The following is a 15,610-nucleotide window of genomic DNA, read 5'->3' as shown; positions in this document are numbered from 1 at the left end:
TAGTGTCAGTACACGCTTGAGCGGCGCAGTCGATAGCCAAAACTGCGAACACTGGAGATCAGTTTGAGCTGATGCGCGTTTTTTATCTTTGTCCGGAGTCGACTGATGGCTTTCTCCAGGGCTCTAGGGTCGTAAAAGACAATGGTCGCGGCCAGCGCTTTTACGAGGTGTTCATAACTCATGACCTGATGCGGTGCGCGCAGCAAGGTGTCGAGAATCATCATCTCGGTGTGTGTGAGTTCGAGTGTGCGGGTGGCGCTGCACAAGCGTAACTTCGTGCGGTCAAGCCTTAGCTGAACAGGGGCGTAGTTCCAGCGAGACTCGTTAAGTGCGCGTACTAATAAGCGTGTTTTATCCTGTTCATTACCCGGTAACTTTATGCAGTAATCGGCGCCGGCAATATGATAGTCAACGTTTGATAACGTACCGGGATGCGTCACCAAAACAAAGATGCAGGCCCGTTGATTGACTGTGCGAACCTGTTTGATTATTTCAAGACTGTCGTCCAGGTGACTGGCTATACCCGCTTCGATAAAAACAGCTTTGACGCTGTTCAAATCATAGTCCATGTCCTTTGTTTTATTAAACGTGCCCAGCGGCATAGTGTCTGGGCTGATAACTGTTCTCAGGTGATTCAGCAGCGCTTCGTTTTGCACGAAACTGATCGCCGAGGGGGGGAATATGTCAGTTCGGTATATTGAAAAAAGCATACGTCCCACCTCACCTACCGAGGGGCGGCCTTTTTAGGCATTACCGCCTGCGCTAAATTCATGAATGACGAGAGTGTAATGTCATATTTCATGACTGAACAGGGATGTTGCTGTTTGTCGTGCGGGCCCAGTGTTTATAGTTGTTATGAGCGCCCGTATTTATCCTCTAAGCGGACGATGTCATCTTCACCCAAGTATGAACCCGATTGAACTTCAATGAGCTCCAGAGGGTTGAGGCCCGGGTTTTCCAGTGCATGCACCTGTCCAATCGGTATATAGGTCGATTGGTTCTCGCCAATAAGGTAGGTTCGCTCGCCATTGGTCACTCGGGCTGTACCGCTGACCACGATCCAGTGTTCGGCCCGGTGCCGGTGCATTTGCACAGACAGTTTGGCACCCGGTTTTACGGTAATGCGCTTGACCTGATAGTGATGCCCATTGGCCACGCATTCATAGATCCCCCAAGGGCGGTACACGGTGCGCTGGTTCAAGTGCTCGGTGCGTGAACTGCTTTTGAGTTGCTCGACGATGTGCTTCACCTCTTGCACATTATTTTTATGCGCCACCAGCACCGCATCCGTTGTTTCAACAATCACCAGGTCTTCAAGACCCACTGCCGCGACGAGTCTGCTGTCGGCATGGACATAGGTGTTGCGCGACTGCCGATTCAGTACGTCACCCTTGAACACATTGCCGTGGTCGTCCTTGTCACTGACCTCCCAGAGCGCCGTCCACGAGCCAATGTCGCTCCATCCAGCGTTGAGCGGCACGACCACCGCATTAGCGGTTTTTTCCATCACGGCATAATCAATCGAGTCTTCCGGACAGGCTGCAAAAGCGGCTTCGTCGACGCGTGTGAAATGCATATCGCGCGTGCTACCGGCCAATGCCGTTCGGCAGGCGGCCAGAATGTCCGGGCGATAACGTTCGAGCTCTTGCAGGTAGCATTTGGCGCGAAACATAAACAGGCCGCTGTTCCACAAGTAACCGCCCTGGGTCAGGTACTCGCGTGCTGTGTCGTGGTCTGGTTTTTCCACAAAGCGCTTTACGCGAAAACCTCCCGCGCCAATGGTTTCGCCTTTTTCGATATAGCCGTAGCCGGTTTCAGGATGGCTGGGAACAATCCCGAACGTCACCAGTTTGCCCGCCTGTGCCAAAGGCAGGGCTGTGTGAATGCTGGCCTCAAAGGCGGGTACATCTTTAATCAGGTGGTCAGCTGGCAGTACCAGCAAGAGGGGGTCTGCTTGTTCACTGCACGCCTGCAGGGCCGCCAGCGCAATGGCCGGCGCGGTATTGCGGCCCACCGGCTCCAGCAAAATATTGGCCTGCTCAAGACCCAGTTGGCGCAGTTGCTCGGCCGCTATAAAGCGATGTTGCTCGTTGCAGATCAGTTGCGGCACCGCGGTATTGAGCCCGCGTAATCGCTCCAGGGTGACTTGCAGCATCGACAGCTCACCCGTCAAGGGCAGAAACTGCTTGGGAGTGAGTTGGCGCGAGAGGGGCCAGAGCCTGGAACCTGAGCCTCCAGACAGAATGACAGGCAAAATTTGGGTCATCATTAGAGCGTCCTGAGCTGGAAAAATCTAAGGACTTTTCTTCCACGAATACGTTGGTCTGAGTGAAGTCAACAGCACTCATCAGGCTGGCGGATAGTCAGCGGCGCTCAGTTGAACTCAAATCCATTTTTTTTTACAGCGCCTTCTACAGAAAGGCCGCCTGTCAGAAACATCTGTCAGAAGAATTGACCGGATGCGTCCTACAAAGTTAACTGTATATTCATACAGTTAACTGGAGGGCGCGTATCATGGGCTTCACTCTTTTGGGTCCCCTTGCAAGTGGGGGGATTCGCTTGCCGCTGTGTGCGTTCAAGATTCCTGCCGGGTTTCCATCGCCCGCGACAGATCATATGGAGAAGCAGATCTCGCTGGATGAGGTGCTGAACGTTCGAGCCCCGCATGTCTATCTGGTGACCATCGATGGTGACAGCATGCAGGGGGTGGGTATTTTTGCCGGTGATCTGGCGGTGGTTGATCGCTCAATCGAGCCGGCACATGGGCATGTCGTCGTGGCGCTGCTCAATAATGATCCGCTGTGCAAGCGCCTGTGCCTGCGCGGCAAGAGCGTCATATTATGCTCGGAGAACCCCAGATACCCGGACCGCCATGTGATGGAAGGCGACGACCTGTCGATTTGGGGGGTCATTACCTACAGCGTGCGCAGCCATGGGCATTAAGGCACCGCCGGTGTTTGCCCTGATCGACTGCAACAGTTTTTATGCCAGTTGCGAGCGGGTGTTTCGTCCCGATCTGGCCAAAACCCCGATTGTGGTGTTGAGCAATAACGACGGTTGTGTGATTGCCCGCAGCTATGATGCCAAGCCCCATATCAAAATGGGCGAGCCGTACTTTCAAATCAAAGACCGGCTGGCGCAACTGGGCATTGTGGCGTTTTCCTCGAACTATGCGCTGTATGGCGATATGAGTGAGCGGGTGATGAGCGTGATCGAGTCGCTTGTGCCTGCCGTGGAGGTCTACAGCATCGATGAATGCTTTGCTGACTTGACCGGCATTGACGATGTCAATGCACTGGGCCGTCACTTGCGTCACATCCTTGTGCAACGCACGGGCATTCCGGTAGGGGTGGGAATTGCCCATACCAAAACCCTGGCCAAACTGGCCAATCATACGGCCAAGCGGTTGCAGTCGCAGACCGGCGGCGTGGTCAACCTGTGCACCGAGTTTCAGCGCCATTGGGTGTTGCGCAATACGGCGGTGAGCGAGGTGTGGGGGATAGGGCGACGCATGACCGTTCACTTGCAAGGCATGGGCATCAGTACGGCGATGGACCTGGCGAGCGCTGATCCGTGGATGTTGCGCAAGAAGTTCAGCGTCGTCATTGAGAAAACGGCCCGGGAGTTGGCCGGCACCCCTTGCCTGGAGCTGGACGAACCCGATCCGCCCAAGCAGGAGATCTGTTGCAGTCGCATGTTTGGAAAACGCTTGACCACGGTGGCGCCCATTAAAGAGGCCGTGGCGACGTACATGATGCGCGCTTCGGAAAAACTCCGTGCGCAGCAGTCTTATTGCCGCAAGGTGAGGGTCAGTATCCGCACCGGCATGTTTAACCCCGACGAAGCCAAATATGCTCAGGGTGTCGTGGTGACGTTGCCATACCCCACGGATGACGTGCGGTTGCTGACGAAAGTGGCGGTGGATGCGGTGGATAGCGTCTTTCGGCCGGGTTTCAAATACAGCAAGGCTGAGGTGATGTTGCTCGACCTGCGCCAGCCCGGCGAGTTTTCGGATGACCTGTTTGCCGTGAACCAGCCAGCGGAGGCCACGCGAGTAATGGCAGTGCTGGATGAAATTAATGGGCGCTGGGGGCGGGGCACGTTGAGAGCAGCCAGTGTGCCAGTGAACCCGGCATGGAGCATGCGCCGGGAATTGATGAGCCAAAGCTATACCACTCGGCTTGACCAGCTATGGCGGGTTTCGTGAGTGGCCCCTCAGGGACTGTAAAGTTAGGTAAACCTTTGCCTGTCGCAGTGCAGGCGTTGATATAAGGGCGACGTTTTTTCTGTTGAAAGTGAGTGCGCAGTAATGATGTTGAAGTCTTTGGTGAAAGCCCTTGTTGTAGCGATGGCGGTATCGTCGTTGTCGGGCTGCTGGATGTTTATGCCCCCCGGTGGTGGTCATGGCCATGGTGGCGGCGGTGACCATGGCGGCGGTGGTGGCGGGCACTACGGCGGTGGCGGTGGCGGCGGCGGACACTATGGCGGTGGCGGTCAACGCTAATAGCGGTTCTGCGGCGGACGCTGTAAAGCATATGGGCCGGTAACACTGGATTGCACCGTGCAGGCAAGCCCGCGTCGACAAGAGCGGTGGCTCGCTTGCATGGTGCAATCCTTATAAGAGTGCTTTACTCAAACCGCGTGTTTCAGTACCCACCGTCCTATGCCAGCAGCCTTTTAGACGAGGGCTTTACATGTCCGCTACGCCCGCCACGCTGTTGATCGTTGATGATGATGTGAATGTTCTCCAAGTGCTCGAAGCGTCCTTGCAGAGCCAGGGTTATCTGACCGTGACAGCTCGCTCGGGCGAAGAAGCGCTGGTCAAGGTCGCGCAGCAAGCGCCTGATTTGATCCTGCTCGATATCATGATGCCGGGCTTGAGCGGCTACGAAGTGGCCCGCCAGCTCAAAAGCAATTCCTCTACCGCTCCTGTTCCGATCATCATGCTTTCGGGCCTGGGTGACCCCGGTGCCCGCATTCTGGGGCTTGAAGCCGGTGCCGAAGACTTCCTCAATAAGCCGGTGGCCAGTGACGAACTGTGGCTGAGGGTGCGTAACCTGTTAAGGCTTAAAGCCTTTGGTGATTATCAGAGCGATCACACTTTGCCGCCGGGCGCCCCACGCGTTGATCAGGAACGGGCGCGTTTGGCCCTGGAGTCCGAGCAGCAGCGGCTGCAAATGGCTCGTTATGACACGCTGACCGGCTTGCCTGATCGAAACTTGTTTTACACCACCCTGCACATGGGGCTGACACAGGCGGAGCTTCGAGGTTGGCACCTGGCCGTGGTCATGATCAGCCTCAACGAATACAAACCGGTCAACGAGAATTGGGGGCCGCTCAAAGTCGATCAGATGCTGGTGGAGTTGAGTCATCGCCTGATCAACTGCCTGAATGTCAGTGACACGCTGGGACGCATGGACGGTGACGAATTCGCCATGATCCTGATCCTGCGCGAAGGCCAGCCTGACGCACAGCAGATGGTTGATCGAATCCGTGAAGCGCTGCGCGAACCCTTCGATGTGCTTGGGCATGACGTGCCCATGACGGCCAGCCTGGGTATTGCCTTGTTCCCCAATGACGGGGCCGATGCCCATCATCTGGTCAAGCAGGCCAGTACTGCCCTGAGCCGGGCGAAGGAGGTGGGCAGGGACACGTACCGTTTTTATACACTGCAAATGAACGTCGAAGCGTTGGCACGCCAAGAGCTGGAAAACATGCTGCGTGCTGCGGTATACAAACAAGCGTTCGAGTTGTTCTATCAGCCCAAGATTAGCCTGAGTGACGGCCAGATATGCGGCGTTGAGGCGTTGTTGCGTTGGAACCGGCCAGGGTTGGCGCCGATTTCCCCGGCGCTATTCGTGCCGGTTCTGGAAAGCCTGGGGCTTATTTCAAAAGTAGGCCGTTGGGTCATCGACACGGCCTGCCGCCAAATCGCTGATTGGCAACGTTCAGGCTTGGGGCTGGTGCAAGTGGCGGTCAATGTCTCGGCACTGCAACTCGCGCAAGACGATCTGAGCCAGGAGATTGAGCGCTCGCTTAAAGAGCATCAGGTGCAAGCTCAATGGCTTGAGCTGGAGCTGACGGAAAGCTCGTTGATGGTGAGTACCCCGCATACCATTGCCAGTTTGCTGGCGTTGAAAGACATCGGGGTCAAGATCTCGATTGATGACTTCGGCACGGGCTATTCGAGCCTCGCGTATCTGAGCCGTTTTCCGATCGACAAACTGAAAATAGACATCGCGTTTATCAAAATGGTGACCCACAACCCTCAGGACGCCGCCATTGCCCGAACCATCATCGAGCTGGCGCACAGTCTTGATTTGCAAGTGATTGCCGAAGGGGTGGAGACCCGCGAACAGCTGGAGTTTTTGACCGACAACGGCTGCGATCAAGTGCAAGGATTTCTGTTCTGCCGCCCGTTGCCGGCTAAGGAGCTGGAAAGGCTGCTGCGTGAACCTCGCAGTTTTATCTGACGTGGTGTGTGTAACCGCTGACGAGGAACGAGGGCTGCGATGCCGCCGATCGCAGCCTCGCGGAGCTCGTCAGCGGCTACAGGGGTTTTGCCCGCCGTAGCAGTTGACGAGTAGTGCGAGGCTACGTTCTACGATGCAATCGTCGCAGAACGCTCAAGCCCGGTAGTGGGGTGCGCTGACGCACCGAGGCGGCCCATTCTGCGAACGCTTCGCGCTCGATCGCAGCCTTCGGCAGCGGCTACAGGTCAACGTGTGGCATCGCGCTGCGGGTAGTTGAGTACAAACTGCACGTGAGCTTTCACGCCGGTTGCCAGCGTTGCGTCATCGGCAGTGAAGTAGGGGCTGTGATTGTTTGGCGCTTTGCTCATGTCTTGATCGGCGGGGGTAGCGCCGAGAAAGACGAACAGCCCCGGGACTTTTTGCGCGTAGTACGAGAAATCTTCGCTGGGCGACAGCGACGCCGGCAACTCCTCCACCTTGCCCGGTGCAGCCAGCTCCAGTGCTTTAACCATTGAGCGGGTCAGGTCAGGGTCATTGGTGGTGACGGGGGCATGGTTGACCACCAGCACATTGGCTTCGGTCTCGTAGGCCGTAGAAATACCTTGCACCAGTGGCGGCATTTTTTTCAGCAAGGTATCGCGGATGGCCGGGCTGTTGCTGCGAATAGTCCCGGTCATTTCCACCGTCTCGGGGATGATATTGCTGGCCGCGCCACCGTTGATGGTCCCGACACTGATCACGCCCATACCTTGAGTTAAATCGGCGCGACGACTGACCAGCGTTTGCAGGCCGTTGACCACAGCGGCACTGGCTACAATCGGGTCAACGCCGCTCCAGGGGGCCGAACCGTGGGTCTGCCTGCCCTTGAGGGTGATGCGAAAGCCGTCACTGCTGTTGAGCACGGTGCCGGCCTTGTAATACAGGTGCCCCGTGGGGTAACCCGCCATTACGTGCACGCCGAAAATGGCCTCGACCTTGGGTGTATCCAGCGCACCGTCACGGATCATGGCCTGTGCGCCGATCAGGGTGTCAGTCTGGAAGTCGTCAACGTCTGCCGCACCTTCTTCGGCGGGTTGAAACAGGAAGACCACGGTGCCGGCCACTTGATCGCGATGTTGGGCCAGCACCTTGGCTGCACCCAGCAGCATGGCCGTGTGAGTGTCATGCCCACAGGCGTGCATCACCGGTACGGTTTTGCCCAGGCGTACACCGGTGGCGTTGCTGGCGTAGGGCAGGCCGGTCATTTCTTTGACAGGAAGCGCATCCATATCAGCCCGCAGGGCGACTACCGGGCCGGGCAGGCCGCCTTTAAGCACGCCCACAACTCCGGTTTTGCCCACCTGAGTGCGCACCTCAATGCCCAAGGCCTTGAGTTGGTCGGCGACCAATGCCGCTGTTTTAACCTCCATATTGCCCAACTCAGGGTTTTGATGAAGGGTGTGGCGCCAATCGATGACTTCTTGATTGACTTGGGCTACAGCGGGGTCGACCCAGTTCAAGTTTGCCGCGTGGGCGAGGTTGGCAGTCAGGGCTGCGAATAGGGCAATAGACAGGGGCGTGGCACGAAAGCGCTTGGACATGAGCGGCTCTTAGAGTTGTTTGGATGTGGCAGGGTAAGTCGGTGCGCTGCGGCGACAAAGGGTGGGCAGCATAATAGTGTTCGGTTATCGGGCACTGGACGCGTGGCTAATTGATATGGCAACGGCTACATGGGTACTCTTGCTGACGTGACAACCACAATAATTAAAATATCGATTGAGTGCCTTGCCGATGGAAAGCCGCCTGCTGAGTGAACGCAGTAGCGTGTTCCGACACGCAGATCCCCATGCCGTGTCCGACTATGTGAACCAGCATGTCGGGCAACATTGTATTGGCCTGACTCGCACGACCCGTCCGCAGGCCAGTCTGAGCCACCGTAAATTTGCCGAACTGGATTTGTGCCGCATCAGCTATGGCGGCAGCGTGCGCGTGACCTCTCCTGCGCTTGAGAGCATCTTCCATTTGCAAGTCCTGCTTAACGGGAATTGCCTGTGGCGCGGGCCCACCCGTGAGCACCATTTGTTGCCAGGAGAGCTTTTAGTCATTAACCCGGATGATCCGGTCGACCTGACGTACTCGCAGGATTGTGAAAAATTCATCCTCAAACTGCCGGTCAAACTGCTCGAAGCCGTCTGTGACGAACAGCGTTGGCGGCGGCCGGCTGGGGGCGTGCGCTTTATGCGCAACCACTATCGGCTGGATGAGCTGGAAGGCTTTCTCGGTTTGCTGGGCATGGTGTGCCAAGAGTCTGAGGCCCGCGACCCGGTACTTAAAGTGCAGGAGCATTACACCCAGATTATCGGCAGTAAATTGCTGACCCTGATGCAGACCAACATCAGCCGAGAGAACCTGGCCTCGGCGAGCGTTAGCCTGGAGCGCATCCTCGATTACATAGAGCGTAATCTCAAGCACGAACTCAATGCTCAAGACCTTGCGGTGCAAGCCCGCATGAGTCAGCGTTCGTTGTACACGCTGTTCGAGCGCCAACTTGGCGTGACGCCGCTGCATTACATACGCCAACGCAAGCTGGAACGAATTCACGCCTGCCTGAGCGATCCCAGTTGTACAGTTCGCAGCCTGACTGAACTGGCGCTTGATTATGGTTTTTTACATTTGGGGCGTTTCTCTGAAAGTTATCGTGTGCAGTTTGGCGAGTTGCCCTCCAGCACGCTTAAACGACGACATTGACGGAATTATGCGGACTGGGCCGGGCAAAATACGTTGGCCAGTGCATGCGCGCTCGTTGCTGAAAGTACAGTACGCCACGGCTGATGGATCACAGGGCACCTCTTGTACACCGTGCGGTCAATGGTGTTATGGGCACATGATTGCCCTTTAAGGAGGCTCGCCATGAGCGATGTGCTGCCTGCCGATCTGCATTATGTTGATGACTCGCAGCCCGGCATTACCCGCAAGAAACTTCGCAAGGGTTTCAGCTACTTTGATCCTTCGGGAAACCGCATAACCGATTCGGATCAGGTCAAGCGCATCAACGCGTTGGCCGTACCACCGGCTTATACCGATGTGTGGATTTGCCCGGACCCCCGTGGCCATTTGCAAGCCACCGGGCGTGATGCCAAGGGCCGCAAGCAATACCGCTATCACGCGCGCTGGCGTGAGGTGCGTGACGCCACCAAATACTCGCGGTTGAGAGATTTCGGCCTGGCATTGCCTAAACTGCGCAAACACCTGGACGGGCTGATGGCAACGCCGGGCATGAGCCGCGACAAAGTGATGGCCACGGTAATCACCTTGCTGGATGCCACGTTGATCCGCGTAGGGAACAGTCAATACGCACGCGATAACCGCTCGTATGGCCTGACCACTCTGCGCAGTCGCCATGTTGCGGTCAGTGGTACGACCATCAAATTTCAGTTTCGTGGCAAAAGCGGAGTAGAGCACTGTATTTCGGTCAAGGATCGCCGGATGGCGCGAGTCATCAAACGCTGCCTGGAAATTCCCGGTCAGAGCCTGTTTCAGTATCTGGACGAAGAAGGCGTGCGCCACTCAATCAGTTCTTCTGATGTGAATGCCTACCTGCATGAGCTGACAGGTGCCGACTTTACTGCCAAGGATTACCGCACTTGGGCCGGCAGTGCGCTGGCCTTGTCAGTGCTGCGCGAGTTGCACTGGCAACCCGAATCCGATGCCAAGCGGCATGTGGTCGACATGGTTAAAAGCGTCGCTAAACAGTTAGGCAATACGCCGGCGGTTTGCCGCAAGTGCTATATCCATCCGGCCGTATTGGACGGTTTTGCAGCGGGGCACTTGGCCAAGCTGCCACGACCGCGTGTTCGCAAGGGCTTGAAGGCTGAGGAAGTGGCGCTGGCCATGTTTCTTGAGCAAATGATCGCTGCCGACCAACCTTCTGGGTCTGCTTAAAGAAATGGAACGATCCGGCTACCTGAATTGTCCATTGTGTCTGTAGTAAATCGCCGGCCTCGTGGCCGGTAACCAAGACGAGGTGATTATGCGCAATGTTATTTCTGCATCAATAATGGCGTGTTTAATGTGCGCCGCACCCTTTGCAGCTCAAGCCGCCAATGAAGCCCCCAGCGACTGCAAAGCCGATCAGATACTGGTGAAGTCGATGGACAAATTCAGTTGCTACGGGGTCGGTGACAAGGCTCCGGATCAATTTATTCGTGATAAAGCAGCGATAAAAGACTGGAAATCCAAAAATCTGACCGAACCGGTTAAAGACGAACAATGGGTGCAAATAGACAACCATTACGTATTGGTCAACGGGGTCAATAATGTGATCAAGGAAATCCGCGCCAAGAATGGGAAAGTAGTCAGCGAGTAAACTGAGGCTCGGCGGATCGCCCCCATACGATCCGCTTTGCCAGGCAAGGCGACTCTAACGCTGCAGGGATCGTTTTGTGAGACCTGTCGCGGTTTTGGCAATCGGTTACCCACAGCGACATGAGACCGGACTAGTCTGGGGCTCTACCTGTTCAATTGTACGAGCGTGGTAGACGCTACTTTCCTGTCATGGACCGAGGCCTCTTTCTTATGCAGTTGTCACACATAAGCATCGCCACAGCCACTCTGCTGGGGCTATGTGCCAGTGCAACCACTCACGCCGCTGAGAGTGCTCCCCAACAACTGCTCTCCCAAGCACAAGCCGAGCAACCGGCTTATCTGCAAACCTTGAAAACGCTGGTGTCGGTCGATACCGGTACAGGCACCCAAGAGGGGCTTGAGCAAATCAGCGCACTGCTGGTCAAGCGCCTTACCGATCTGGGGGCCAAGGTTGAAACCCGCCCGGCCACGCCTTCGGCGGGCAATAACATCATCGGCACCTTTAAAGGTACAGGCACTAAAGACTTCTTGCTGATGGTGCACTACGACACCGTTTTTGGCCCCGGCACCGTGGCTAAACGACCGTTCCGCACAGAGGGCGACCGTGCATACGGCCCTGGTGTTGCCGATGCCAAGGGCGGAGTTGCGATGATCCTGCACGCGATCAAGCTGCTTCAGGACCAACAGTTCAAAGGCTACGGTACGCTAACCGTGCTCTTCAACCCGGATGAAGAGATGGGCTCGGCCGGATCGAAAAGCATCATCGCCGAGCTGGCGCGCAAACATGATTACGTTTTTTCTTACGAGCCACCCGATACAGACGCGGTGACAGTGGCCACCAACGGGATCAATCAGGTCAAACTGGAGGTCAAGGGCCGCTCCTCACATGCCGGTTCCGCACCCGAGAACGGCCGCAATGCCCTCACTGAGTTGAGCCATCAGATTATCCAACTCAAGGACCTGGGTGACCCGGCCAAAGGCACCACTGTCAACTGGACCCTGGCCAAAGCAGGTGAGAAAGCCAACATCATTCCAGATCTGGCAACCGCTGAGGCGGATATGCGCTACTCGGACGTCAGCGAGAATGCCCGAGTGATGGCCGACGCCGAGCGTATTTCCAAAAACAGCCTGATCCCGGACACACAGATCACCCTCACCTTGAATAAAGGCAGGCCGCCGCTGGCGAAAAATGAGGGTTCCGAAAGTTTGGCCAAAACCGCCCGGCAGCTTTATGGCCAGATCGATAAAACCATTGAGCCTATCGCCATGCGTTTTGGCACGGACGCCGGCTACGCCTACGTACCGGGCAGTGCCAAACCGGCGGTGCTGGAAACCATGGGCGTCGTGGGGGCGGGTTTGCATGCGGACAACGAATACATTGAACTCGGCAGCGTAGCTCCACGGCTGTACCTGACCGTGGCCATGATCAGGGAGTTGTCGCAGTAAGCTTGCTGTGTTCTGCAGGTGTTATGACAAAAAGCCGCCATCCACATTCAATGCAACACCGGTGGTGTAAGTGGAGGCATCACTGGCCAGGTACAGCACCGCCCCAGCCATTTCGCTGGGAGCGGCCACGCGCTTAAGCGGGATATGTTGCAGTGCGGTCTGCAAGATGGCGTCATTGCTGACCAGCGCTGAGGCAAATTTAGTGTCAGTCAGGCCTGGCAACAAGGCGTTGCAGCGGATACCGAACGCCGCACACTCTTTGGCGAACACTTTGGTCATGTTGATCACGGCTGCTTTGGTCATCGAATAGACACCCTGGTATTCACCCGGGGATACGCCGTTGATTGACGCGACGTTGATAATGCTGCCGCCACCGTGGGTGCGCATCAGCTTGCCGGCTTCCACCGACATGAAGAAATAACCGCGAATGTTCACATCAACCGTTTTCTGGAATGCACTCAAGTCGGTGTCCAGTACATGGCAGAACTGCGGGTTGGTGGCGGCGTTGTTGACCAATATGTCCAGGCGACCGAACGCTTCGCGAATGTGGGCAAACGTCTGGATGATCTGCTCCATCTCGCCAATGTGACAGGCAATGGCAGTGGCTTTACCGCCTTTGGCGATGATTGCATCGGCGACTGGTTGGCAACCTTCGAGCTTGCGACTGGAAACAATCACGTGGGCGCCTTGCTGGGCCAGCAGTTTGGCGATGGCTTCACCGATGCCGCGACTGGCACCCGAAACAAATGCAATTTTGCCATCGAGGTCGAACAGTTGAGTCTTGGTCATGCTGATTCCTTGCAGATGGCGTCATTAAAGACTGGACTGGGCAATGACCTTGAGGCTCATGTGCTCCAGCAATTGATTCATTTTTACGAACCCTGCAAACCGTTTATCCCGGGTTTGGCCGTGGTAGTAGCGAAAGTAGATCTGCTGAACGATACCGGCCAGGCGGAACAGCCCATAGGTGTAGTAAAAATCGAAATTGTCGATCTGTATCCCGGAGCGTTCAGCGTAATAGTCGACCCATTCGCGGCGTGTCAGCATGCCGGGTGCATGGCTTGGCTGGCGGCGCATTAGTTGCACGGGCGCGGGATCGTCCGCCTCGATCCAATAGGCCAGGCTATTGCCCAGATCCATCAGAGGGTCGCCTAGGGTCGTCAGTTCCCAGTCCAGAACGCCGATGATCTTCATGGGATCGGCGGGATCAAGCATCACGTTATCAAAGCGGTAGTCGTTATGAACAAGGCTCGGAGCAGGGGAGTCGCCTGGCATATTGGCCTTTAGCCAGTCCTTGACGAGTTGCCAGTGCGGTGCATCCGGGGTCAAGGCTTTATCGTACCGTTCGCACCAGCCACTAATCTGTCTTTGCACATAGCCCTGCGGTTTACCCAAGTCGCCCAGACCGCAGGCGTTGTAGTCGACCTTGTGCAGTTCAACCAGCTTGTCGATAAAGCTGTGGCAAAGCGTACGCGTGCCTTCAACGGTGAAGTTCAGTTCGGGTGGCAGATCTGAGCGCAGGATGATCCCTTTAACGCGCTCCATGACATAGAACTCGCTGCCGATGACCGATTCGTCAGTGCAGTGGGAATAGGTGCCCGGGCAATAGGGAAAGGCCGACTTGAGCTGGTTGATGATGCGGTATTCGCGACCCATGTCGTGAGCCGATTTGGCTTTATGCCCAAAGGGCGGGCGGCGCAGAACCAGCTCTATACCGGGGTATTCGATCAGGTAGGTCAGATTGGAGGCTCCGCCCGGGAATTGGCTGATCACGGGCTTGCCGGTCAGACCTGGCACCTTCGTTTTGAGATAGCCATCGACTGCGCCGGCATCAAGTTCTTCTCCGGTGCGGATACGGGTGGATGAGTCGGTGAGCGCCATGATTATCTCTTCTACTTATAGTTGGGGCCGGACAACATGGGCTAATTTAATAGGCGCTTAGTGCAGCTACAAGCCAGTCTCGGCCTTTATAGACACGGTAGTTAGCAGGCAATCAGCGATCTTGATAACCCTTGAGCGAAACGCAGTGCAAAAAAAACCGAAGCGCGTGGGCTTCGGTTTTCAGTGTGGCGTATAGCTTACGACGGGAACAGTTCGCTGAGTTTCATGGCCAGCATCATGTCGCCTTCAGCGCGCAGCTTGCCGCCCATGAAGGCTTGCATGCCATCGGTCTCGCCGCTGACGATGCCTTCCAGCGTTTCGCCGTCCATGACCAGCGTCACTTGGGCATCCGGGTTTTCGCCTTCTTGCAGCTCGCAGGTTTTGTCTTTAACAATCAACGAGAAGTTTTTGGTGTCATCAATGCGAAAACCAAATACCAGATCCAGGCCCTCAGCAGCGGCTGGGTTGAATTTGGCTTTCATTGCTTGAACGGCATCAGCTACAGAAGTCATGGTTCGATCCTTTTAGGGTGAGTTACTGCGACCCGCAGGTCACGGTTGCCAGCGCTCATCGGTAAGTGATCAGCGATGGCATCTTCAACAGTTGTAAATGCACATGACTGTTAAAGGAAGCCAGAGTGACCTCGCGGCCACGAAACTTGAGTTGGCTAAGCGAGGTATTAACAATTTGCCAGGTCAGCTTGAAGGCCTCGCTGGCAGGAATTTGGGTCAGCAAGTGGAGCAGGGCAGTGATGCTGCCGCCAGAAGTGAACACGGCAATGTTTTGATGATGGCTGGCGAGGTCGAGAACACGGTTCAGGCCTCCTTGCACACGCTCGACAAACCCCAGCCAGCTTTCTAGCTGCGGGGTGTCGTAAGTGCCGCTGATCCAGCGCGCAATGATCAGATCAAAGATGCGCTGGAATTCTTCCGGATCATGCGCGGCATTTTTCAGCGTGTTCAGGGCTTCTGGTTCTTGTGGCAAGAGGCCCGGAAGCAACGCATCAAGCACCGCGAAGGCATCGAACTCATTGAACGCCGGGTCTATTTCCAGTTCCGGCGCAGTGAGTCCTGCGGCAGTTAACTGGGCCAGCGCATGCTGGGCGGTATCTTGTTGGCGTAGCAGATCACCCGACAGGCAGCGATCAAAACGCACACCAAGATCAACCAGATGTTGGCCGGTGATTTGAGCCTGGCGCACCCCCAGAGGCGACAGGACGTCATAGTCGTCTGCACCGAATGAGGCTTGGCCATGTCTGATCAGATAGATGCTGCCCACGTCCGCTTTATCCCGGTACGCTGAAAGTCTGGCGAGGTTAGGAGGTAGGCAAGAACCTGTCAATGAAAAAACATACGCTCGTTTGAATCGTCCGTATGGGCGTGCTGGGCATTGTGTTTCGTGGCTGGCAGGTCGAAGGTCGCGTCGGTATGCTGGGCAACATTACGCGGCCCGAACTCAGGGCCACT

At 56.1% G+C, this 15,610-nt stretch carries 15 protein-coding genes; 8 read left to right on the top strand and 7 right to left on the bottom strand.

The window, feature by feature from the left end; genetic code table 11:
- Positions 1 to 5 precede the first annotated feature (5 nt).
- The gene (locus EQV93_RS07100; protein WP_240891235.1) at positions 6 to 656 is read right to left on the bottom strand and encodes a winged helix-turn-helix domain-containing protein; all 651 of its coding nucleotides are present in this window, start codon (positions 654 to 656) and stop codon (positions 6 to 8) included.
- Between the two features lie 197 nt (positions 657 to 853).
- Positions 854 to 2,269 carry a mannose-1-phosphate guanylyltransferase/mannose-6-phosphate isomerase gene (locus tag EQV93_RS07095; RefSeq protein ID WP_167654277.1) on the bottom strand — a complete coding sequence of 472 codons (1,416 nt, stop codon included), beginning with the start codon at positions 2,267 to 2,269 and terminating at the stop codon, positions 854 to 856.
- Positions 2,270 to 2,514: 245 nt separating this feature from the next.
- Between EQV93_RS07095 and EQV93_RS07090 the strand changes: the two genes are divergently transcribed.
- From EQV93_RS07090 to EQV93_RS07075, 4 genes are all read left to right on the top strand, one after another.
- Positions 2,515 to 2,943, top strand: a complete 429-nt coding sequence (locus tag EQV93_RS07090; RefSeq protein ID WP_122782673.1) for a LexA family protein — start codon at positions 2,515 to 2,517, stop codon at positions 2,941 to 2,943.
- Complete coding sequence (gene umuC, locus EQV93_RS07085; protein ID WP_240891234.1) at positions 2,933 to 4,207, top strand: translesion error-prone DNA polymerase V subunit UmuC; 1,275 nt, start codon at positions 2,933 to 2,935, stop codon at positions 4,205 to 4,207. Before EQV93_RS07090 ends, umuC begins: the two co-directional genes overlap by 11 nt.
- 102 nt (positions 4,208 to 4,309) lie before the next feature.
- Positions 4,310 to 4,504, top strand: a complete 195-nt coding sequence (locus EQV93_RS07080; protein WP_146426087.1) for a hypothetical protein — start codon at positions 4,310 to 4,312, stop codon at positions 4,502 to 4,504.
- A 190-nt stretch (positions 4,505 to 4,694) separates the two neighbouring features.
- Entirely contained in the window at positions 4,695 to 6,473 is a 1,779-nt protein-coding gene (locus tag EQV93_RS07075) for a putative bifunctional diguanylate cyclase/phosphodiesterase (protein ID WP_240891233.1), read from the top strand.
- 245 nt (positions 6,474 to 6,718) lie between these two features.
- On the opposite strand, the gene EQV93_RS07070 is transcribed toward EQV93_RS07075, so the two are convergent.
- Positions 6,719 to 8,053 (bottom strand): amidohydrolase, encoded by a 1,335-nt coding sequence (locus tag EQV93_RS07070; protein ID WP_122782677.1) that lies wholly within the window; start codon positions 8,051 to 8,053, stop codon positions 6,719 to 6,721.
- Between the two features lie 190 nt (positions 8,054 to 8,243).
- On the opposite strand from EQV93_RS07070, the gene EQV93_RS07065 reads away from it, so the two are divergent.
- The 4 genes from EQV93_RS07065 to EQV93_RS07050 all read left to right on the top strand — a co-directional run bounded on the left by EQV93_RS07065 (position 8,244) and on the right by EQV93_RS07050 (position 12,263).
- Positions 8,244 to 9,200 carry an AraC family transcriptional regulator gene (locus EQV93_RS07065; protein WP_240891232.1) on the top strand — a complete coding sequence of 319 codons (957 nt, stop codon included), beginning with the start codon at positions 8,244 to 8,246 and terminating at the stop codon, positions 9,198 to 9,200.
- A 162-nt stretch (positions 9,201 to 9,362) separates the two neighbouring features.
- Complete coding sequence (locus EQV93_RS07060; RefSeq protein WP_240891231.1) at positions 9,363 to 10,394, top strand: DNA topoisomerase IB; 1,032 nt, start codon at positions 9,363 to 9,365, stop codon at positions 10,392 to 10,394.
- Positions 10,395 to 10,521: 127 nt separating this feature from the next.
- A complete protein-coding gene (locus EQV93_RS07055; RefSeq protein WP_233609123.1) occupies positions 10,522 to 10,818 on the top strand; it encodes an RcnB family protein in 297 nt (98 codons plus the stop codon).
- 209 nt (positions 10,819 to 11,027) lie between these two features.
- Positions 11,028 to 12,263: a M20/M25/M40 family metallo-hydrolase gene (locus EQV93_RS07050; protein WP_240891230.1), complete on the top strand. Its 1,236-nt coding sequence runs from the start codon at positions 11,028 to 11,030 to the stop codon at positions 12,261 to 12,263.
- A gap of 21 nt (positions 12,264 to 12,284) precedes the next feature.
- On the opposite strand, the gene EQV93_RS07045 is transcribed toward EQV93_RS07050, so the two are convergent.
- The 4 genes from EQV93_RS07045 to EQV93_RS07030 form a co-directional block, all read right to left on the bottom strand.
- Complete coding sequence (locus EQV93_RS07045; protein ID WP_240891229.1) at positions 12,285 to 13,052, bottom strand: SDR family oxidoreductase; 768 nt, start codon at positions 13,050 to 13,052, stop codon at positions 12,285 to 12,287.
- A gap of 24 nt (positions 13,053 to 13,076) precedes the next feature.
- Positions 13,077 to 14,144 (bottom strand): phosphotransferase family protein, encoded by a 1,068-nt coding sequence (locus EQV93_RS07040; protein ID WP_240891228.1) that lies wholly within the window; start codon positions 14,142 to 14,144, stop codon positions 13,077 to 13,079.
- A gap of 197 nt (positions 14,145 to 14,341) precedes the next feature.
- Entirely contained in the window at positions 14,342 to 14,656 is a 315-nt protein-coding gene (locus EQV93_RS07035; RefSeq protein WP_146426094.1) for an SCP2 sterol-binding domain-containing protein, read from the bottom strand.
- A 55-nt stretch (positions 14,657 to 14,711) separates the two neighbouring features.
- Positions 14,712 to 15,422, bottom strand: a complete 711-nt coding sequence (locus tag EQV93_RS07030) for a histidine phosphatase family protein (protein WP_240891227.1) — start codon at positions 15,420 to 15,422, stop codon at positions 14,712 to 14,714.
- Between the last annotated feature and the right edge of the window lie 188 nt (positions 15,423 to 15,610).

It is taken from the genome of Pseudomonas sp. TMW22091, assembly GCF_022496705.1.
In the GTDB taxonomy this organism is placed as follows: domain Bacteria; phylum Pseudomonadota; class Gammaproteobacteria; order Pseudomonadales; family Pseudomonadaceae; genus Aquipseudomonas; species Aquipseudomonas saxonica.
The sequence above is the reverse complement of the archived record's forward strand: the minus strand, read 5'-3'. Positions and strand labels throughout refer to the sequence as shown.

Excerpts from the sequence above, each read along its gene's own strand:
- EQV93_RS07095 (WP_167654277.1), bottom strand. The coding sequence starts at position 2,269 with ATGATGACCCAAATTTTGCCTGTCATTCTGTCTGGAGGCTCAGGTTCC.
- EQV93_RS07090 (WP_122782673.1), top strand. The coding sequence starts at position 2,515 with ATGGGCTTCACTCTTTTGGGTCCCCTTGCAAGTGGGGGGATTCGCTTG.
- umuC (WP_240891234.1), top strand. The coding sequence starts at position 2,933 with ATGGGCATTAAGGCACCGCCGGTGTTTGCCCTGATCGACTGCAACAGT.
- EQV93_RS07080 (WP_146426087.1), top strand. The coding sequence starts at position 4,310 with ATGATGTTGAAGTCTTTGGTGAAAGCCCTTGTTGTAGCGATGGCGGTA.
- EQV93_RS07075 (WP_240891233.1), top strand. The coding sequence starts at position 4,695 with ATGTCCGCTACGCCCGCCACGCTGTTGATCGTTGATGATGATGTGAAT.
- EQV93_RS07070 (WP_122782677.1), bottom strand. The coding sequence starts at position 8,053 with ATGTCCAAGCGCTTTCGTGCCACGCCCCTGTCTATTGCCCTATTCGCA.
- EQV93_RS07065 (WP_240891232.1), top strand. The coding sequence starts at position 8,244 with ATGGAAAGCCGCCTGCTGAGTGAACGCAGTAGCGTGTTCCGACACGCA.
- EQV93_RS07060 (WP_240891231.1), top strand. The coding sequence starts at position 9,363 with ATGAGCGATGTGCTGCCTGCCGATCTGCATTATGTTGATGACTCGCAG.
- EQV93_RS07055 (WP_233609123.1), top strand. The coding sequence starts at position 10,522 with ATGTGCGCCGCACCCTTTGCAGCTCAAGCCGCCAATGAAGCCCCCAGC.
- EQV93_RS07050 (WP_240891230.1), top strand. The coding sequence starts at position 11,028 with ATGCAGTTGTCACACATAAGCATCGCCACAGCCACTCTGCTGGGGCTA.
- EQV93_RS07045 (WP_240891229.1), bottom strand. The coding sequence starts at position 13,052 with ATGACCAAGACTCAACTGTTCGACCTCGATGGCAAAATTGCATTTGTT.
- EQV93_RS07040 (WP_240891228.1), bottom strand. The coding sequence starts at position 14,144 with ATGGCGCTCACCGACTCATCCACCCGTATCCGCACCGGAGAAGAACTT.
- EQV93_RS07035 (WP_146426094.1), bottom strand. The coding sequence starts at position 14,656 with ATGACTTCTGTAGCTGATGCCGTTCAAGCAATGAAAGCCAAATTCAAC.